This window comes from Streptomyces sp. Edi4, from assembly GCF_040253615.1.
GTDB lineage: Bacteria > Actinomycetota > Actinomycetes > Streptomycetales > Streptomycetaceae > Streptomyces.
This window is the reverse complement of sequence record NZ_JBEJGY010000004.1, coordinates 3191916-3211402: the sequence shown is the minus strand read 5'-3', so window position 1 is coordinate 3211402 and position 19487 is coordinate 3191916. Positions and strand designations below refer to the sequence as shown.

Annotated in this window: 18 protein-coding genes; 8 read left to right on the top strand and 10 right to left on the bottom strand. The window is 69.8% G+C overall.

The window, feature by feature from the left end; all coding sequences use genetic code 11:
* Positions 1-13 precede the first annotated feature (13 nt).
* Positions 14-1459, top strand: coding sequence for a hypothetical protein (locus ABR738_RS16625; RefSeq protein ID WP_350234611.1), 1446 nt, complete (start codon positions 14-16; stop codon positions 1457-1459).
* A gap of 66 nt (positions 1460-1525) precedes the next feature.
* Here ABR738_RS16625 and ABR738_RS16620 read toward each other — a convergent pair whose 3' ends face one another.
* Entirely contained in the window at positions 1526-3025 is a 1500-nt protein-coding gene (locus ABR738_RS16620; protein ID WP_350230755.1) for a peptide MFS transporter, read from the bottom strand.
* 467 nt (positions 3026-3492) lie between these two features.
* On the opposite strand from ABR738_RS16620, the gene ABR738_RS16615 reads away from it, so the two are divergent.
* The gene (locus tag ABR738_RS16615) at positions 3493-4170 is read left to right on the top strand and encodes a response regulator transcription factor (RefSeq protein ID WP_100574199.1); all 678 of its coding nucleotides are present in this window, start codon (positions 3493-3495) and stop codon (positions 4168-4170) included.
* Between the two features lie 13 nt (positions 4171-4183).
* Positions 4184-5455 carry a sensor histidine kinase gene (locus ABR738_RS16610; RefSeq protein WP_350230754.1) on the top strand — a complete coding sequence of 424 codons (1272 nt, stop codon included), beginning with the start codon at positions 4184-4186 and terminating at the stop codon, positions 5453-5455.
* A gap of 47 nt (positions 5456-5502) precedes the next feature.
* On the opposite strand, the gene ABR738_RS16605 is transcribed toward ABR738_RS16610, so the two are convergent.
* Positions 5503-6009: a GtrA family protein gene (locus ABR738_RS16605; RefSeq protein ID WP_350230753.1), complete on the bottom strand. Its 507-nt coding sequence runs from the start codon at positions 6007-6009 to the stop codon at positions 5503-5505.
* 185 nt (positions 6010-6194) lie between these two features.
* On the opposite strand from ABR738_RS16605, the gene ABR738_RS16600 reads away from it, so the two are divergent.
* The 4 genes from ABR738_RS16600 (at position 6195) to ABR738_RS16585 (ending at position 10705) form a co-directional block, all read left to right on the top strand.
* Entirely contained in the window at positions 6195-7334 is a 1140-nt protein-coding gene (locus ABR738_RS16600) for a 5-(carboxyamino)imidazole ribonucleotide synthase (protein WP_350230752.1), read from the top strand.
* Entirely contained in the window at positions 7331-7870 is a 540-nt protein-coding gene (purE, locus tag ABR738_RS16595) for a 5-(carboxyamino)imidazole ribonucleotide mutase (RefSeq protein ID WP_350230751.1), read from the top strand. The genes ABR738_RS16600 and purE overlap by 4 nt, the downstream gene beginning before the upstream one ends.
* 5 nt (positions 7871-7875) lie before the next feature.
* Positions 7876-9072, top strand: coding sequence for a dipeptidase (locus ABR738_RS16590; protein ID WP_350230750.1), 1197 nt, complete (start codon positions 7876-7878; stop codon positions 9070-9072).
* A 472-nt stretch (positions 9073-9544) separates the two neighbouring features.
* On the top strand, positions 9545-10705 hold the full coding sequence (locus tag ABR738_RS16585) for a dipeptidase (RefSeq protein ID WP_350230749.1): 1161 nt from the start codon (positions 9545-9547) through the stop codon (positions 10703-10705).
* A gap of 70 nt (positions 10706-10775) precedes the next feature.
* On the opposite strand, the gene ABR738_RS16580 is transcribed toward ABR738_RS16585, so the two are convergent.
* Entirely contained in the window at positions 10776-12101 is a 1326-nt protein-coding gene (locus ABR738_RS16580) for a UDP-glucose dehydrogenase family protein (RefSeq protein ID WP_350230748.1), read from the bottom strand.
* 212 nt (positions 12102-12313) lie between these two features.
* On the opposite strand from ABR738_RS16580, the gene ABR738_RS16575 reads away from it, so the two are divergent.
* Entirely contained in the window at positions 12314-13489 is a 1176-nt protein-coding gene (locus tag ABR738_RS16575) for an acyl-CoA dehydrogenase family protein (protein WP_350230747.1), read from the top strand.
* A gap of 419 nt (positions 13490-13908) precedes the next feature.
* On the opposite strand, the gene ABR738_RS16570 is transcribed toward ABR738_RS16575, so the two are convergent.
* The 7 genes from ABR738_RS16570 to ABR738_RS16540 form a co-directional block, all read right to left on the bottom strand.
* Positions 13909-14103 carry a hypothetical protein gene (locus ABR738_RS16570; protein WP_350230746.1) on the bottom strand — a complete coding sequence of 65 codons (195 nt, stop codon included), beginning with the start codon at positions 14101-14103 and terminating at the stop codon, positions 13909-13911.
* A 229-nt stretch (positions 14104-14332) separates the two neighbouring features.
* Positions 14333-14545 (bottom strand): hypothetical protein, encoded by a 213-nt coding sequence (locus ABR738_RS16565; protein WP_350230745.1) that lies wholly within the window; start codon positions 14543-14545, stop codon positions 14333-14335.
* A gap of 90 nt (positions 14546-14635) precedes the next feature.
* The gene (locus ABR738_RS16560; RefSeq protein WP_350230744.1) at positions 14636-15478 is read right to left on the bottom strand and encodes a helix-turn-helix domain-containing protein; all 843 of its coding nucleotides are present in this window, start codon (positions 15476-15478) and stop codon (positions 14636-14638) included.
* Entirely contained in the window at positions 15475-15975 is a 501-nt protein-coding gene (locus ABR738_RS16555) for a DUF6879 family protein (RefSeq protein ID WP_350230743.1), read from the bottom strand. Before ABR738_RS16555 ends, ABR738_RS16560 begins: the two co-directional genes overlap by 4 nt.
* A complete protein-coding gene (locus tag ABR738_RS16550) occupies positions 15959-16165 on the bottom strand; it encodes a hypothetical protein (protein WP_350230742.1) in 207 nt (68 codons plus the stop codon). The genes ABR738_RS16555 and ABR738_RS16550 overlap by 17 nt, the downstream gene beginning before the upstream one ends.
* A gap of 356 nt (positions 16166-16521) precedes the next feature.
* Positions 16522-17814: an LPXTG cell wall anchor domain-containing protein gene (locus ABR738_RS16545; RefSeq protein WP_350230741.1), complete on the bottom strand. Its 1293-nt coding sequence runs from the start codon at positions 17812-17814 to the stop codon at positions 16522-16524.
* Positions 17815-18116: 302 nt separating this feature from the next.
* Positions 18117-19412, bottom strand: coding sequence for an LCP family protein (locus tag ABR738_RS16540; RefSeq protein ID WP_350230740.1), 1296 nt, complete (start codon positions 19410-19412; stop codon positions 18117-18119).
* Positions 19413-19487 lie beyond the last annotated feature (75 nt).

Sequence of the window (19487 nt, the reverse complement as noted above, 5' to 3'; positions counted from 1 at the left end):
CACGCAACGGAGGATGAGCGCGGCCGGTATCGCGCTGATGCTCGGCGGCGCGGGGATCATGCTGGCCGCAGGCCCCGCACAGGCAGCCGAAGTCTCGTACGCCACCGAGTGCATACCGCCGTCCATCTCCGGCCTTCCGCCGGTCGAGGGGACGACGAAGGTGCAGATCACCGCGCCCGCCACGGCCAAGGTGGGCGACGAGGTGGACGTCGTCTGGAAGTTCACCCAGGCCGCGTCGAACAACCCCAATGTCCTGGACCTCAACAAGGACGTCGTCCAGCCGACCGGAACCCTCAAGGCGGCGGGCGCGCAGAGCGCCGACATCGCCATGAAGGGCCCCCGGAGCAATCCGCCGATCCCCAAGAACAGCCCGATGGTCCTGTCGGACATGACGGCCAAACTGAAGCTGACCAAGGCCGGTGACGTCACCCTGACGCCCGACGCGTACAACATCAACGTCAACCAGATCATGTCGACCGACACCAAGTGCACCCCGAAGGCGACGGTCGGCGTCGGCGCGACGATCAAGGTCACGGACGCGGGCGGCACCACCGGGGGGACCTCGGGCGGCTCGACGACCGGGGGCACGACCGGGTCCACGACGGGCGGCGCGACTTCCGGCGGCACCAGCGGCTCGACCACATCGGGCTCCACGGCGTCCGGGGGGACCACCGGGGCGACCACGTCCGGCGGCGCGGCGTCCGGTGGCGCGGCGTCCGGCGGCACCAGCGGCTCGACGGCCTCCGGCGGGAGCACCGGCGGTGGATCCGCGTCCGGCGGGAGCACCGGCGGTGGTGACGGGCAGAGCGACTTCCCCGGTAAGGAGGTCGCCGTCGACTTCGCCTGCACCGCGCCGGGGCCGGCCAGTATCCAGTCCAAGGTGACCATCAACGCCAAGAAGAGCGGCGGGAGTTACGCCCTCACCGTCAAGACGGCCAAGGGCGTCATGAACAGCCCGGCCGACCTTCCGGCGGGCGCGCTCAAGCCGTCCATGCAGGTCACCGTCGGCGGCGCCGACAAGGGCACGGTGGCCGTCACGGGCCCCGCCAACCCCGACCCCGTCAAGGCGGGCGCCCCGGTGAGCCTCAGCGACATGACCGGCACCTACAAGCCGGGCGCGTCGGGGAAGTCCACGCTGAGCCCCGGTGACCTGTCCATCGACGTCACCCTGGGCGGCGCGCCCATCCACATCCCGTGCAAGGTGTCCGGCTCCGCGCCGGTCTCCCTGGAGCTGGACACGTCCGCCCAGCCCGGCGGCGCGGCCGGCGGCAGCGGCTCGGCGACCACTGCGGGCTCTGGGGGCGCGGCGTCCACCTCCACCTCCGGCGGTCTCGCCCAGACCGGCGCGAGCGGCACGGGCGCCCTGCGCGCGCTCGGCCTGGTCGCGGGCACCGTCGTCCTGCTCGGCGGCGCGGTCTTCACCTTCACCCCCTGGCGGCGGCTGCGGGGCCGGTCCTAGGGCCGGGAACGGCGAAGGGCCGCCGCACCCAGGGGTGCGGCGGCCCTTCGCCGTGGTGGGGCGGTGCTAGTGCACGCCGCCCATGAGCGGCTGGACCTTCTTGCGGTACATGAAGATCGCGACACCGGCGAGGACGGCGAGGCCGCCCTGGCTGGCGAACCAGTACGAGGAGTCGGTCGGCGCGCCGACCAGCTGGAGCAGCGCGATGACCGAGTCGCCGGCCGTGACGGCCAGGAACCAGACACCCATCATCTGGGAGGCGTACTTCTCCGGCGCCAGCTTGGTGGTCAGGGAGAGGCCGACCGGGGAGAGCGTCAGCTCACCGACGGTCTGGATCAGGTAGACCATGCACAGCCACAGCGGGGTGACCTTGACGCCGCCGGAGGAGGCGGCCTGGGCCAGCATCATCACGAAGAACGACAGGCCGATGAGCGTGAGGCCGAAGGCGAACTTCGACAGCGTGCTCGGCTCCTGGCGGCGCTTGTTCAGGTAGACCCAGAGCCAGGCGAAGACCGGGGCCAGAGCCATCACGTACAGCGGGTTCAGGGACTGGAACCAGCTGGAGGGGAAGTCCAGGCCGAACAGGCTGTTCGCGGTGTTGTTCTGCGCGAACACGCTCAGCGTCGAGCCGGTCTGGTCGTAGATGCCCCAGAAGACGGCCGCGGCGACGAAGAACCAGACGTACGCCGACATCCGCGACTGCGAGACCTGGTCGAGGTCCTTGTCCCGCTTGATGCGCACCAGGTACCAGGCGGGGATGACGAGGCCCGCGATGGTCAGTGGCCAGATCGCCCAGTCCACCGTGAAGTGGCCCGAGACCGCGAGGGCGCCGTAGGCGACGACCGCGACGGCCAGCCACAGCAGGATCTTCTTGATGACCGAGGCGCGCTCGGACTCGGACATCGGCGTCGGGACGACGTCGCTGTCCGCCGACATGTGGCGGGTACCGAGGAAGAAGAACAGCAGACCCAGGGCCATGCCCACACCGGCGAGGGCGAACCCCAAGTGCCAGTTGACCTTCTGGCCGACGGTGCCGATGGTCAGCGGGGCGGCGAAGGCACCGAGGTTGATGCCCATGTAGAAGACCGTGAAGCCACCGTCGCGGCGCGGGTCGTTCTTGTCCGGGTAGAGGTGGCCGACCATCGTGGAGATGTTGGCCTTCAGCAGACCCGAACCGAGCGCGATGGCCGCGAGACCTATGAAGAAGGAGATCTCGACCGGCACGGCCAGGAGGAAGTGGCCGATCATGATGATCGTGCCGCCGACGGCCACGGTCTTGCGGGCGCCCCAGGCGCGGTCGGCGAGCCAGCCGCCCGGCAGGGCGAGCAGGTACACCATCGCGTTGTAGACCGAGTAGATCGCGGTGGCCGTGGCCATGTTGAACCCGAGCCCGCCCTGGGACGCCGGGGCGACCAGGTAGAGCACGAGCAGGGCCCGCATGCCGTAGAAGCTGTAGCGCTCCCACATCTCCGTCATGAAGAGGTTGGCCAGGCCGCGGGGGTGGCCGAGGAAGGTCTTCTCGGTGCCAGTGATACTGGCCGAGTCCTTCGTCAGGCTGGACGCCATGGTCGATCCTTGCTTGCTCGGGACGCGCGCTTCGTGAGCGTTGAACCGCGCCCGGTGGGGGAAGGCCGGCACCGGCATGGCGACTGTCCACCCAACGCCTTTGGGGCCCGGCTCCGTGGGGGAGACCGGGAAGGACAGACCACACCGGGATCCACGCCCCGTGCGCTGGTCGCGCTGGGGCCCGGCCCGTAGGTCATTCACTGATCTCAGGACTGGCCAGGCCGGTCCTGTGCAAAAAACGGACCCTTGGCGCGCCAACGGGCCAAAGGTCCATGAGTAGTGCTATAGGCGTCGGGACACCATACGTCACCACAGTGGCGCATATGGAAGGACTTGAGACATGGATCACAGGTATCCCTGGAACCGCTCGCCCTGATTCGAAGGTGTTGAACAAGATCGCTCCGTAGACCCGCAGGGCGGGTGGATCACCTGACGCATTGTCGCCGCTGCGGACTACCATCACCCCCATGACCCGTGTACTGCTCGCCGAGGACGACGCGTCCATCTCGGAGCCACTGGCCCGCGCCCTGCGCAGGGAGGGTTACGAGGTCGAGGTCCGCGAGGACGGCCCGACCGCCCTCGACGCCGGACTACAGGGGGGCGCCGACCTGGTCGTGCTCGACCTGGGGCTTCCCGGCATGGACGGCCTCGAAGTCGCTCGGAGGCTGCGCTCCGAGGGACACACCGTCCCGATCCTCGTGCTCACCGCCCGCGCCGACGAGGTGGACACCGTCGTCGGCCTCGACGCGGGCGCCGACGACTACGTGACCAAGCCCTTCCGCCTGGCCGAACTGCTCGCCCGGGTCCGGGCGCTGCTGCGGCGCGGCGCCACCGAGCCTGCGCCCCAGCCCGCCACCCACGGCGTGCGCATCGACGTCGAGTCGCACCGGGCCTGGATGGGCGACGAGGAGCTTCAGCTCACCGCCAAGGAGTTCGACCTGCTCAGGGTCCTGGTGCGGGACGCGGGCCGGGTCGTCACCCGTGACCAGCTGATGCGCGAGGTCTGGGACACCACGTGGTGGTCCTCGACCAAGACGCTCGACATGCACATCTCGTGGCTGCGCAAGAAGCTCGGCGACGACGCGGCCAACCCGCGCTACATCGCCACCGTCCGCGGAGTCGGCTTCCGCTTCGAGAAGAGCTAGAGCACCGGGGCACATGCGCCGTCGACTGATCAACTCCACACTCGCGGTCGTTCTCGTGGTGATCGCGGTCTTCGGCGTCTCGCTCGTCATCGTCGAGACCCGGACCATCAGCAGCAGCGCCCAGGAGAGCGTCAACTCCGAGGCGCTGCGGCTGGTCTCCGTCATCGACAGCCGCACCCTGGCGAAAGAGACGATCAACCCCCAGGTCCTGAGCGACCAGATCGACCCCAAGCGCTACGCCCGCGTGGAGATCCCCGGCCGCCCGGTGATCGAGCTCGGCGAGAAGCCCGAGGGCACCGTCATCAAGGGCGCCGAGACCGGGGAGCGCGGAGAGTCCGTCCTGGTCGAGGAGGACCGCTCCACGGTGACCAGGGAAGTGGGCCGCACCCTGCTGATCATCGGCGCGGTGGCCCTGCTCGCCATCGTGTCCGCCGTACTGCTCGCCGTGCGCCAGGCCAACAAGCTGGCCTCCCCGCTGACCGACCTCGCCGAGACCGCCGAACGGCTCGGCTCCGGCGACCCGCGCCCGCGCCACAAGCGGTACGGAGTGCCCGAGCTCGACCGGGTCGCCGATGTGCTCGACTCCTCGGCCGACCGGATCGGCCGGATGCTCACCGCCGAGCGCCGGCTCGCCGCGGACGCCTCGCACCAGCTGCGTACGCCGCTGACCGCGCTCTCCATGCGCCTGGAGGAGATCGCCCTCACCGACGACATCGACACGGTCAAGGAAGAGGCCACGATCGCCCTCACCCAGGTCGAGCGGCTGACCGACGTGGTGGAGCGGCTGCTCACCAACAGCCGTGATCCGCGCACCGGTTCCGCCGTGGTCTTCTCGCTCGACGAGGTGGTCAAGCAGCAGCTGGAGGAGTGGCGGCCCGCCTACCGCAGCGCGGGCCGCGCCATCGTGCGCTCGGGCAAGACCGGACTGCGCGCGGTCGGCACGCCGGGCGCGGTCGCCCAGGTGCTCGCGGCGCTGATCGAGAACTCCCTGATGCACGGCGGTGGCACGGTCGCGGTGCGGACCCGCGTCACCGGCAACCAGGCCGTGGTCGAGGTCACCGACGAGGGGCCCGGGGTGCCGCCCGACCTGGGCGCGCGGATCTTCGAGCGGACCATCAGCGGCCGCAACTCCACGGGCATCGGCCTCGCGGTCGCCCGCGACCTCGCCGAGGCCGACGGCGGCCGGCTCGAAATGCTCCAACAGCAGCCGGCGGTGTTCGCGCTGTTCCTGAGCCGGGAGGCACGGGGGCGCAGGGAACCCCAGAGCACGACCACGATCCGCTGATCCGCCCCGAAGGGGGCGGCGGGCCGGCTCAGCGCCCGGGCGGGCGGTCAGCGCTTGGCGGGGACGGCGGCGGGCCGGGTGGAGTCGAGAAACGATTCCGCCGTCTGGACCGCCTCCCTGGCCGGCAGCGCGCGGAACACCCAGGTGCGGTAGGACCAGAACCGGAACAGCGTGCCGAGGCCGATGCCGAGGAACTTGAAGAAGTTGTTCTGCCACGGACTGTTCCACTCGAACCCGTACGTGGCCACGTAGAGGATGCCGTTCTCGATCACCGCGCCGACCACGCTGAACAGCAGGAACAGGGTCAGCTCGCGGGCCCGGCCGCTCTTCTCGCGGTCACGGTAGGCGAAGTAGCGAAACCCCACGTAGTTGAAGGCGATCGCGATCCCGGTGGCCAGCAGGCTGGCGCGCACCACCTGGAGGTCGGTGGAGTGCCGCAGCAGGTTGAAGGCGCCCATGTTGACCAGCACCCCGAGCCCGCCGACGGCGCCGAATTTGGCGACCTCGCGTACGAGCAGCCGCAGTCGCGAAGGCGACGCGCCCTGTGCACTCATGGTGATCGCCGGCCCCGTCCGAGTAGATGTGCTTGTCACTTCAGCCGTGTGAATGGGCTGCTTGTCGTGTCGGTCAACCCGCCCATGCTAACCACCCCCTCGCCGTCGTGCCCCGCGCGAGCCCCACAAGCCCGGCGCGACCCGGCCCCTACGGGCGCCCCGGCGGCGCCCGATACCCTGGGGGTGTGACGTTCCCGGTAGTCGGCATGGTCGGCGGCGGTCAGCTCGCCCGCATGACCCACGAGGCGGGCATCCCCCTCGGCATCAGATTCAAGCTCCTCAGTGACACCCCCCAGGACTCGGCGGCCCAGGTGGTGAGCGAGGTCGTCGTCGGCGACTATCGCGACCTGGACACGCTGCGTGACTTCGCGCGCGGCTGCGACGTGATCACCTTCGATCACGAGCACGTACCCACCGAGCACCTGCGGGCCCTGGAAGCGGACGGCGTCGTCGTCCGGCCGGGGCCCGACGCGTTGGTGCACGCCCACGACAAGGGGGTGATGCGCGCCAGGCTGAGCGCCATCGGCGCCCCCTGCCCCCGGCACCGCGTTGTGGCCGATCCGGCCGATGTGACGCGGTTCGCCGATGAGGGCGACGGCTTCCCCGTCATCCTCAAGACGGTGGTGGGCGGCTACGACGGCAAGGGCGTGTGGTTCGTACGCTCCGAGGCCGACGCGGCGGACGCCTTCAAGGCGGGCGTGGACGTGCTGGCCGAGGAGAAGGTGGACTTCGTACGGGAGCTGGCGGCCAACGTCGTGCGCTCGCCGCACGGCCAAGCGGTGGCCTACCCCGTCGTGGAGTCGGTCCAGGTCGACGGGGTGTGCGACACGGTGATCGCGCCGGCGCCCGACCTCGACGACGACCTGGCGGGCGAGGCCCAGCAGCTCGCCCTGCGCATCGCCTCCGAGCTCGGCGTCGTCGGCCACCTCGCGGTCGAGCTGTTCGAGACGCGCGACGGGCGCATCCTCGTCAACGAGCTGGCGATGCGCCCGCACAACTCCGGCCACTGGACCCAGGACGGCGCGATCACCTCGCAGTTCGCCAACCACGTCCGCGCCGTCCTCGACCTGCCCCTGGGCGACCCGCGCCCTCGGTCGAAGTGGACCGTGATGTGCAACGTGCTGGGCGGCGACTACCCGGACATGTACTACGCGTACCTGCACTGCATGGCCCGCGACCCGCAGCTCAAGATCCACATGTACGGCAAGGAAGTGAAGCCCGGCCGCAAGGTGGGCCACGTCAACACCTACGGCGACGACCTCGCCGACGTCCGCGAGCGGGCCCGCCACGCGGCCGACTACCTCAAGGGAACGATCACCGAATGAGCAGCGCTTCTGTCAGCGGTCCCGTCGTCGGCATCGTCATGGGCTCGGACTCCGACTGGCCGGTCATGGAGGCCGCGGCCAAGGCCCTGGAGGAGTTCGAGATCCGGTACGAGGTCGACGTGGTCTCGGCCCACCGCATGCCGCGCGAGATGATCGCGTACGGCGAGAACGCCGCCGGCCGCGGCCTCAAGGCGATCATCGCGGGCGCGGGCGGCGCGGCCCACCTCCCGGGCATGCTGGCCTCGGTGACCCCGCTCCCGGTCATCGGCGTCCCCGTGCCGCTGAAGTACCTGGACGGCATGGACTCGCTGCTCTCCATCGTGCAGATGCCGGCGGGTGTGCCGGTGGCCACCGTCTCGGTGGGCGGCGCGCGCAACGCGGGCCTGCTCGCGGCCCGCATCCTGGCCGCGCACGACCCCGAACTCCTCGTCCGCATGCGGGAGTTCCAGCAGGAGCTCAACGACCAGGCGACCGAGAAGGGCAAGCGGCTGCGCACCAAGGTCGAGGGTTCGGGCGCCTTCGGATTCGGAAAGTGAGCGCCATGAGCACGGGCCTGCCCCATCTCGACGAAGCCCGCGCCCTGCTCGCCCGCCACCCCGTGGCCGACGGCCACAACGACCTGCCGTGGGCGCTGCGCGAGAAGGTCCGCTACGACCTGGACCGTTGCGACCTCGCGAGCGATCTGCGCGGCCGCACCCACACCGACATCCCCCGGCTGCGGGCCGGCGGGGTCGGCGCGCAGTTCTGGTCCGTGTACGTGCGGACCGACCTGGCGGGTGACGAGGCGGTCAGCGCGACCCTGGAGCAGATCGACTGCGTCGACCAGATGCTGGCGCGCCACCCCCTGGACCTGGTGCCCGCGCTCACCGCCGACGACATGGAGGCGGCGCGCGCCGAGGGCCGCATCGCCTCTCTGAAGGGCGCCGAGGGCGGCCACTCGATCAACGAATCCCTCGCCACGCTCCGAGCGTTGTACGCCCTCGGCGTGCGCTACATGACGCTGACCCACAACGACAACCTGGCGTGGGCGGACTCGGCGACGGACGAGCCGAACGTGGGCGGGCTCTCGCCCTTCGGCCACGAGGTCGTCCGCGAGATGAACCGCATCGGCATGCTGGTCGACCTCTCGCACGTCGCGGCGACCACGATGCGGGACGCGCTGTCCACGTCGGTGGCGCCGGTGATCTTCTCGCACTCCTCCGCGCGGGCGATCTGCGACCACCCGCGCAACATCCCGGACGACGTGCTCGCCCTGTTGCCCGGCAACGGGGGCGTGGCCATGGCCACCTTCGTCCCGAAGTTCATCCTGCCGGAGGCGGTGGCGTGGACGCGGGCGGCGGACGAGAACCTGCGCGCGCACGGGCTGCACCACCTCGACACCTCGCCGAAGGCCATGGAGCTCCATGAGGCCTTCGAGGCAGCGAACCCGCGGCCGGTCGCGACGGCGGCGACGGTGGCGGACCACCTGGACCACATGCGGGAGGTCGCAGGGGTGGACCACATCGGGCTCGGCGGCGACTTCGACGGCACGGCGTTCACGCCGTCCGGCCTTGACGACGTCTCGGGCTACCCGAACCTGGTGGCCGAGCTGCTGTCCCGTGGCTGGTCCTCCGCGGACCTGGCGAAGCTGACGTGGTCGAACGCGGTGCGGGTGCTGCGGGACGCGGAGTCCGTCTCCCGCGAACTCCGCCCGCTGCGGGGCCCGTCCAACGCGACCCGGGCGGCCCTGGACGCGTAGGGCTCCGCCTTGGGGTGCGGGTAGGTGGGGGGTGGTCGGGCCTTGCCTGCGCGTGCGGGCAGGTGGGGGCTGGTCGCGCAGTTCCCCGCGCCCCTGGCGGGGCTGGTGCTGGCTCACTCCGGCATCTTTTAGACTGTCCGGCGTTTGAGTCTCCGGTGCTGGCCCGCACAGGCATACCCAGCCCGTCCGGCGATTGAGGACGAGCGCGTTCAGCGCGATACGGGGTCTGGGGCGGAGCCCCAGGAACTTCGGGTGCGGATCGTGCGTGGCTGGTCGCGCAGTTCCCCGCGCCCCCGGCGGGGCTGGTGCTGGCCCGCACAGGCATACCCAGCCCGTCCGGCGATTGAGGACGAGCGTGCTTTCGGCTGAACAGGGTTCGGGGGGTCCCCCGAACGGACCGTTCGTCGCGACCCCGCCGCGCCCACGTGAAACCGTGACGCTACTGCCGTCACCGCCGACCCGGGAGCCCGTCATGGCAGATCTGCAGGACGACCCCCAGAACACCTCGGCGGTCGGCGACCTCGATTCGCCGACCTCCACCCCACCCCAGCCGATACCCCCCGCGGAGTCCGGCGACGAAGGCCTCGACCGCGCCCGGGCACTGCTCGCCGCGCACCCCGTGGCCGACGGGCACAACACCTTGGCGAAGGCGCTCGCCCAGACCCCCTGGCACGACCTGGAGGTCGGAGAGAGCGCGCTGGACACGGACATCCCCCGGCTGCGGGCCGGCGGGGTGGGTGCCCAGTTCTGGGCGCTGACCGCCGACACCGACGGAGCCGACCCGGCCGGCGTCACCCTGGAGCGCCTTGACCGGATCCGCTCGCTCATCGCCTCCTGCCCGCAGTGGCTGCGCCTCGCGCTGACCGCGGGCGACCTCGCCGACGCCCGCAACTGCGGCCGCATCGCCTCGTTCCTCGGCCCGGTGGCCGCGCACGCGATCGGCGATTCGCTGGGCACGCTGCGCTCGTACCACTTCCTGGGCGTACGGGCCCTCGCGCTGGGCCCGGGCACCCGCTGGACCGAACCGGGCCTCACCCGCTTCGGCCTCGAAGTGGTGCGCGAGGCGAACCGGCTCGGGATACTGCTCGACCTGTCGGGAGCCACCGAGGGCACCTGGCGCCGCACCATCGACGCCTCCGCGGCGCCCGCCCTGCTCTCGCACTCGGCGGCCGCCTCGCTCACCCCGCATCCGCTGAACGCGAGCGACGAGCTGCTGGCCGAGCTCGGCGCGCACGGCGGGGTGTGCCTGGTGAGCTTCGCCCCGGAGCAGATCGCACGCGCCGGCGCGCCCGTCTCCGTGCAGGACGTGGCCGACCACATCGAGCGGGTACGGGACCTGGCAGGACCGGGTCACGTGGGGCTCGCGGGAACGTACGGTCTGGTCACGGGCGCCCCGCGCGCCCAGGGCCTGGAAGACGCCTCGTGCTATCCGACCCTGATTGTGGAACTCCTCGAAAGAGGCTGGACCGAAGCCGAGGTCGCGGCGCTGACCTGGGAGAATCTGGTCCGGGTCGTACGGGACACGGAGTTCACGGCCCGCGCCACCGCCCCGCGCCGCGCACCTTCGAGCGCGACGATCGAGGACCTGGACGGCCCGTCGGCGCCCGAGGAACGCCCGGCGGCCGGTCGCTGAGGAACGCGGCGCCGGGCGGTGGCCGCCCCGCACGACGGCCCGGCGCCCGGGGCGTCACGCGTCCGGCGCGTCAGGCGCGCGGGCGGCCCATCGCGCGGTAGGTCCAGCCCGCCTCGCGCCACTTGACCGGGTCGAGCGCGTTGCGTCCGTCCAGGATGATGCGGGAGGCGGCGGCCCCGGCCAGCTCGGCGGGGTCGAGGTCGCGGAACTCGCGCCACTCGGTCAGGTGCAGGACCACGTCGGCGCCGCGTACGGCCTCGACGGCGGAGGCGGCGTACCCCAGCGTCGGGAAGAGGCGGCGGGCGTTGTCCATGCCCTTGGGGTCGTACACGGTGACCTGGCCGCCCTGGAGGTGGATCTGCCCGGCGACGTTGAGCGCGGGCGAGTCCCGTACGTCGTCGGAGTCCGGCTTGAACGTGGCGCCGAGCACCGCGACGCGCTTGCCGAGGAACGTCTCGCCGCCGACCGCCTCGCGGGCCAGCTCCACCATGTGGCCGCGACGGCGCATGTTGACCGAGTCGACCTCGCGCAGGAAGGTCAGCGCCTGGTCGGCGCCGAGCTCGCCGGCCCGCGCCATGAACGCCCGGATGTCCTTGGGCAGGCAGCCGCCGCCGAAGCCGATGCCGGCCCGCAGGAACTTCTTCCCGATGCGCTCGTCGTGGCCGATCGCCTCGGCCAGCTTCACCACGTCGCCGTCGGCGGCCTCGCACACCTCGGCCATCGCGTTGATGAAGGAGATCTTGGTGGCGAGGAAGGAGTTGGCGGCGGTCTTGACCAGCTCGGCCGTCGGGAAGTCGGCCACCACGAAGGGCGAGCCCTCGCTGATGGGACCCGCGTACACCTCGCGCAGTATCTTCTCGGCGCGCTCGCTCTCGACGCCCACCACGATCCGGTCCGGGTGCAGGGTGTCGTCGACGGCGAAGCCCTCGCGCAGGAACTCCGGGTTCCACGCCAGCTCCACGCCCTCGCCGAGCATCGTGGAGAGCCGGGCCGCCGAGCCGACCGGCACGGTCGACTTGCCGACGACGAGCGCCCCGGCCGCCAGGTGCGGCGCGAGCGAGCCGAAGGCGGACTCCACGTAGCTCATGTCACAGGCGTACTCGCCGTGCTTCTGCGGGGTGTTGACGCAGACGAAGTGCACATCGCCGAACGCGCCGACCTCCTGCCAGGAGGTGGTGAAGCGCAGCCGGCCGCTGGACCCCTCGATGCCCGCCACGTGCTTGCGCAGCAGCTCCTCGAGGCCCGGTTCGTACATCGGGACGCGGCCCTGCGCCAGCATCTCGATCTTCTCCGGCACCACGTCGAGCCCCAGCACCTCGAAACCCAGCTCCGCCATGGCCGCGGCATGGGTGGCGCCGAGGTATCCGGTGCCGATCACGGTGATCTTGAGGGCCATGCGGTGCTCCTGGAGGTGCGGGCTCGGTGGACGGGCCCGAAAAAAAATGGACGGGCCCGGCGCGGGCGGCAAACGCGCTGACCGAGCATAGTCCGAGGCGGGACCCGGGCCCCAGAGGGGCTGTCGCCAAACTCACGTATGCCTGCGGCGGTCAAGCCCTCTAAAATTAGGTTACTTAACGGTAGTTAGCATCCCTTGGGGAGTGAGTGACCTTGGCCGGAACGGCTGGAAACGCAGGAAACGCAGGGTTCGACCTGTACCGCCCGTCCGAGGAGCACGACATGCTCCGCGACGCCATCCGCTCGCTCGCCGAGGCCAAGATCGGCCCGTACGCGGCCGAGGTCGACGAGCAGGCCCGCTTCCCGCGCGAGGCGCACGACGCGCTGGTCGCCAACGACCTGCACGCCGTGCACGTCCCCGAGGAGTACGGGGGCGCCGGCGCCGACGCGCTGGCGACCGTCATCGTGATCGAAGAGGTCGCGCGGGTCTGCGCCTCCTCCTCGCTCATCCCGGCCGTCAACAAGCTCGGCTCGCTCCCGGTGATCCTCTCCGGCTCCGAGGAGCTGAAGAAGAAGTACCTCGGCCCGCTCGCCAAGGGCGAGGGCATGTTCTCGTACTGCCTCTCCGAGCCGGACGCGGGCTCCGACGCCGCCGGCATGAAGACCAAGGCCGTGCGCGACGGGGACTTCTGGGTCCTCAACGGCGTGAAGCGCTGGATCACCAACGCCGGGGAGAGCGAGTACTACACGGTCATGGCCGTGACCGACCCGGAGAAGCGCTCGAAGGGCATCAGCGCCTTCGTCGTCGAGAAGTCCGACGAGGGCGTCTCCTTCGGCGCCCCCGAGAAGAAGCTCGGCATCAAGGGCTCGCCGACCCGCGAGGTCTACCTCGACAACGTCCGCATCCCCGCCGACCGCATGATCGGCGAGGAGGGCACGGGCTTCGCGACCGCCATGAAGACCCTGGACCACACCCGCATCACCATCGCGGCCCAGGCCATCGGCATCGCGCAGGGCGCCCTGGACTACGCCAAGGGTTACGTCCAGGAGCGCAAGCAGTTCGGCAAGGCGATCGCCGACTTCCAGGGCATCCAGTTCATGCTGGCCGACATGGCCATGAAGCTGGAGGCGGCCCGCCAGCTCACCTACGCCGCCGCCGCGAAGTCCGAGCGCCTGGACGGCGACCTGACGTTCTTCGGCGCCGCCGCCAAGTGCTTCGCGTCGGACGTGGCCATGGAGGTCACCACCGACGCGGTCCAGCTCCTCGGCGGTTACGGCTACACCCGCGACTACCCGGTCGAGCGGATGATGCGCGACGCGAAGATCACGCAGATTTATGAGGGTACGAATCAGGTCCAGCGGATCGTGATGTCGAGGAACCTGCCGTAGCGGGGGCTTTTCGCGAGTCAGTGGCGCTTTCGAGCGGCCCGGGAGGCGTGATCGGCTGCCGGCCCGCTCGGGCCCGTTCGGGCCCGTTTCTGGGGGGCATGCTGGGGAAATCCTGGGCTGACACGTGCTGGAAACCGTCTCCCACCTGCACAAACATAACGGCCCCCGGCGTGACGCCGGGGGCCGTTCATGTGTGCTCTTCTGAGGCGACTTAGGTTCGCACTGCGCTCATCGTGCCTATCCCTTCGTCATGCCTGCGGTGAAGCGGTTCCCGCGCCGTCATGCTGGGTGCTTCGGCTTCCCCGGGGTCCGTAGCGGCTTGCCCTAACTGCCCAGGGCAGGGCCCTCCGTTGGGGCCGGGCTGGGGCGAGAGCCTGAGCACGTCAGATCATGGAAGGAGCGGGAGTATCAGGTGCACATCAGGTCAGGGGTGACAGACGAATCGTGCCCAATCGACGTGCCTCGGCCATGAAGGCATAGGGGCCAAGACCTCGGGCGCCGGTCGTGATGACGGAGCCGTTTTGGGCGGCGATGCTCAAGGCGAGCCGATACAGAACCGCAAGCGACTCGTCCGGGCTCAACTCCTCGGGCGTGTACGGCGCAAGCTCGCTCATGACTGACCGGTGCGGTCGAGGCTCCCGGCCCGGATCACCTCCGCGACCTTCTCGGCCAGGTGCGCGGGGAGCTGGCCCACGTCAACCCACGCCGTTCCCTTACAGCTCACCGTGGGCCGCAAGTGCGATGTCTGTGTGACCCCGGCTCCCATGCCGTTCAAGGCTTCTCTGAGCGCGTCCGTCGCGTACTGGGCGCGCGTCCAGGCATCGCGCCATTCCTGCATCTCCACTACCTCACCCGATTCCGGTGGGGGTGGTTGCGGACCTCCGTCGCTGCGTCGTACGCCGCACTCCACTTCTTGGCCGCCTTGGCCTCTTCCAGCTCTCTCACGAGCGCCGCGCACACCCCGCAGCCATCGGCCGGTGCGCAGCCGTACAGGTATGCCTCCACCGCCCCGGCCAACTCCACTGGGGGTCGCGGGTACTTGAGCGGACTAGTCATGGCTTCCTCTCGTCGGCGTCTTTGGCGGCTCGACGAGTGTCTTCTGCGAAGCGGCAACTCCATAGTTTTATGCCTGTGTTGGACTAAAGATCATTCCGGTGAATTCCTGAGCCGGTCTGCGAGGTCTTGGAGCATTCCCCGGGCGGACTGGCCAAATTGGGCTCGCTCCTCGTAGGTTGCGAACTCTTGCAGATGGGATGCAACGTCCCGCGGGTCCCTGAACACCATGACTCCTGTGGAGATCTCCACTGTCGCTATGCGCTCGTCGTAGACCGTGAACGTGTTGAGCGGTGCGGGGCCCACCTGGCTGTCCAGCGGGATCACACCGAGTCTGACGTTCGTCAAATGGGTCAGCGAAGCAAGGTGGTCGATCTGTACGGCTAGCGCGTCGGACCGCACGAGGGGCCAGAGAATGGCCTGCTCGGTCAGGAGGAACGTGAATCGCTTGGAGCGGTCGTACAGGACCTGTTGCCTGTCCAGCTTCTTGGCCACGGTCCGGGAGTGGTCACCAGGGATGTGCGCCAGGCTGGCACGGATGTACTCAGGGGTGGAGAGAAGCCCCGTGATCATCGAGAGCAGGAAGAACCGGAACTCTGTGGAGGTCTTCTCCAGTCCGGCCAGCTCAAGCTGTTTCTTGTCCAGGCCTTTCCGGCGCAGCCCCCGCGCGCCCTGCCACTCGGTCGCTGCGAGCCGGGCCAATGCCATGGCTTGGGCAAGCAACTCCGCAGGCGCCTCACAGGCTCGGAAGATCTGTTCCACGTCCACGAGGGACGCGCGCACTCGTCCGCTCTCAAGTCGGCTCACCTTCGACTGAGACATGTTGCAGCGGGCAGCGACCCGGACCCCGGAGAGCCCGGATCGCTTGCGTACCGCTTTCAGAAGGGCCGCCAGTTCCTCGCTGGACCGGCCCATCTCTTCAGGCTCGACACTCACCCGGCGATGTACTCCAGGAACGGCAGAGACGCCTCCAGGGCTGTCTTCTGGTACTCGATGAACGGGGCAGGGTCGCCCTCGTACAGTTCGCGGCTGATCTGCTTACCGTCAGGCTGGTAGTGCATGAGCACGATCGTGGTGCGGTCGAACATCCAGAAGTCGCCCACGTGGTCCGGCAGCGGACTGGGGCGGTCCGTCACGTCGAGGATGCGGATGTCTTCTCCGGCGGGTGCTTGGTGCTGGTAGTACCGATCGAACTCGAACCGCAGGTAGTCACTGAGCGGCTGCCGGACGATGTGCACGCGTCCTACCTTGCGGGTGCGCACCATCTCGATCCATGAATCCTCGTACGGCCCAGGGAACCGGGTCCCTGCCTTGAATGCCGCGAACTCTTCCGCTTCCTGCGGTACGAGGTACTGGGGCAGGGTCTCAAGCCGCCACGCTTCCTGTCGGAAGTCGCGGAACTTGGCCGCCCACTCCTCACCATCCAAGAGCACGAACGGCCTCCCTCAGCGTCTCCTCAGGGATCTCTACCAGCCCTTCACCTGTGGGCGGGGTGAATGCTGCCGAGAGGCCCCCCTGAACTACGAACGTGCCTCGGGCGGTGCGGTAAACGTTTGGGCAGTCCCCCTGCCCGCACTCGCCGTTTCCGTTGCCTGTCAGTCGGGTCAGTTCGTCACGAGCCATAGTGTGAACTCCCTCTTCCCGGCCGCCTGCGGGCCGCTCGGGTCGACGGTACGAGCGGGGCGGGCGGGGCGTCTATGCAAGCACGCGACTATGCACGTCTTGGCATAAAGAGGTCCCCTCACTGGTCGTCTGCCAGAGCGGCGACGGGGACGGTTGGTCGCGTGACCAACGCATGACCAACAGCGATCCGAAACGGCCAGGCTCGGCGACCCCTTGATGCACGCAAATCTACGAGGGCACCAACCAGGTCCAGCGCATCGTGATGTCCCGCAACCTGCCGTAACGGCACGCGAGTTGGGGAAGGGCCCGCATCCGGCACATGCCACGGATGCGGGCCCTTGGGCTCTGCGGGAACGTCAGGTGCGGTCGGCGGCCTTGCGGCGGCGGGTCAGGACGACCGCGCCGGCGCCGAGGACCACGGCCGCGCCGCCCGCGAGGGCGAGCTTCGGCATCGCGGAGGACGAGCCGGTGCTGGCCAGTGCCCCCGTGGCAGGGGCGGGGGAGGCCGTGGTGTTCAGCGGGGTGGCCGCGGCTCCGCCCTGGGCGGTGGGCGTCGAGCCGCCCCCGGCGGGCTTGGCGGCCGGCTTCGGGCGGTCCTTGTCGTCGACCGGCTGCGGCTTGGCGGTGTCGCCGTCCGTCTTGCTGCCGGCGGGCAGCACCTTGAACTTGTAGCCCTTCATCGGGCCGTGGATGCACGGGTTGTACGCGTCGGAGGCGTCACCGGCGATCAGGGCGTCACCCTTGGCATCCGTGGCGTTGGCGTCGACCGTCAGGCGGACCTTCACCTCGATCGCGGAGCCGGGCTTCAGACCGTTCGTGGCCCCGACCCGGGAGGAGCGGTCGGTGGCGAGTGCCTTCCATACCGACCCGTCGAGCCACTGCGCCTTGGCCCCCTTCGCGGTGACGAGGAACAGCGGGTCCACATCGAGCGTGCGGTCGGTGCCGTTGGTCACCTGGAAGGAGAAGTCGACCGAGGTGCCGGCCACGACCTGGGCCGGCAGCCCCTTCAGCTGCGAGGAGAGCTCCGGCAGCCAGACACACTTCCCGGCGGCCTCGAACGCGGCGGCCGCGTCCTTCTTGGCCTTCTCGGCGGCGTTCTTGGCCTTGGACAGCTCGCCGCCCTTGCGCAGGGCGGCCGCGCGCAGCTCGTAGAGGGCGTCGTCCTCGCTCTTCTCCTTGGCGTCGGCAGCCGTCGACGCCGCGGCGGCCTCCTTGGCGGTGGCCTCGGCGTCGGTGACCGCCGTCCGCGCGGCCTCCTTCTGCTCGGCGCTCGCGGTCTCGGGGAGCCCGTCGACCTTGGCCTTCGCGTCGGTCACGGCCTTGTCGGCGGCAGCCTTGGCAGCCTTGGCCTTGTCGGCGGCGGCGCTCGCGTCCCGGAAGGCCTTGGCCTCGGGGGCATCGGTCGCCATCAGCTTGTCGAGGAGGGCCTGCTGGTCGTTGTGGGCCTTCAGGGCCACGTCATAGGCCTTGGCCGCGTCGGCGGCGGCCTTCTTCAGGGCCGCGTAGGTCGGCGTCTGCGCGTGCGTCTGCTTCTGCGTCGAAGAAGAGGGAGTGGTGTCCGCGGCGAACGCGGGGGACACCGAGAGCAGCACGGCCGGGGCGGTCACGGCGGCGGCGACGGTGGTGGCGAAAATGCGACGGATATTCAAGTGAGCCCTTTTCTGGGTCCGAAAAGCTGAGTCGTCAGCGCCGCGGTGTCATCACGCCGCGCGACGGCAGTGATCGTATGGCCGCAATTGTGGGCGGGAAAGGCAGTTGTCGGGCGGGGAGAAAGTGGTAGGCGGCGCTCCGTGGGAATTAATCCGCGCAAAACGGGACAGTTGCTCCCGGCCCCTGTGCTTTTCCTGTGAGGCATGTCATGGGGGAGTGCCGGGTGCGCCGCGCGCACGAGAAAGCCCGGCCTGCCGCATCGGAATGCGGCGGGCCGGGCCCAAATGCCGTGCCGCGTGGCTTACTTGACGGTCACCGCATCGTCGTTCTTCAGCTCGTTCACCAACTGCGTGACCTTGCTCTTGTCCCACAGCAGCGAGGTCTGGGGGCCGTCGCCCGCCACCGGCATGTTCATCGAGATGCCGTCGCCGCTCGTGATGCCCTTCATCGCCCAGAACATGGAGCCCAGGTCGAACAAGCTCATGTCCTTGTCGACGATCAAGGTGTCGAGGCCCGCGCCCATCACCGGATACAGCTTGAAGGGATTCAGGACGGTCGAGGGCGTCGCCGTCTGGCTGGCGAGCGCGGAAAGGAACTTCTGCTGATTCTTCGTACGCTCCAGGTCACCGGCCGCGTAACCGTGCCGGTTGCGCACGAAGGCGAGCGCCTGCTGACCGTCGAGGGTCTGCTTGCCCTTCTTGAAGTCGGCCCCGGAGTCCTTGTCCTTGATGTCCTGCGGGATATCGATTTCCACGCCGCCGACCGCGTCCACGATGTTGGCGAACCCCGCGAAGCCGATCTCGGCGTAATGGTCGATGTGCAGACCCGTATTCGCCTCGACGGTCCGCACGAGCAGTTCGGGGCCGTCGATGGAGAACGCCGCGTTGAGCTTGTCCTTGCCCTTGGACGGGAACGACTTTCCGGAGTCGGACCCCTTGAAGCTCGGGATCGTCACCCACGAGTCGCGCGGCAGCGAGACCATCGTGTTCCCGTTGTCGCCCGTGTGCAGCAGGATCATCGAGTCCGTGCGCTTGCCCTCGGCCGAGCCGGTGTGCAGCTTCTTCTTCTCGTCGGCGGACATGCCGTCGCGCGAGTCGGAGCCGACGATCAGGTAGTTGGTGCCCTTGCCCTCGTCGGGCCGGTCGATGACCTTGGACAGGTCCACCTCGCGGCGCACCTTGCCGTCCGCCCAGAAGTACGTGGCGACCGAGGTCACCAGGAGCACGCCGACCAGGGTCAGCACGCCGATGGTGATGCGTCTGCGCCAGTTCGGCGCGGCGCCCGGCCGGCGCCCGGCGCCCCGGCGCGGCCCGCCGGGTCCGGCCGGGCCCCGGCCTCCCGGGCCGCCGCCACCGCCGTAGACATGGCCCTCGCTGTAGCCGCTGTCGTACGAACCCTGTCCCGGCACACCGCCGCGCCGGCTGCGCGGGGGCTGCCCGTAGCCGTCGTCGTGGGCGGGCTGCTGCTGGGGGACGGGACGCTGGACGTGCCGCATCCGGCGCGCGCCCTCGGGCCGCGCGGCGGAGCTGCCGCGCCCGTAGGCGTCGCGCTCACCGCTTCCGCGGGCGTTGCCATTGCCGTCGGGCCAATCGTTCATGCCGTCCAGCATGCACGGCCACCCCGCGGGCCCGACAGGGCAGGGGGGAATTCGCAGCGGGGCTGTTGCACAGCT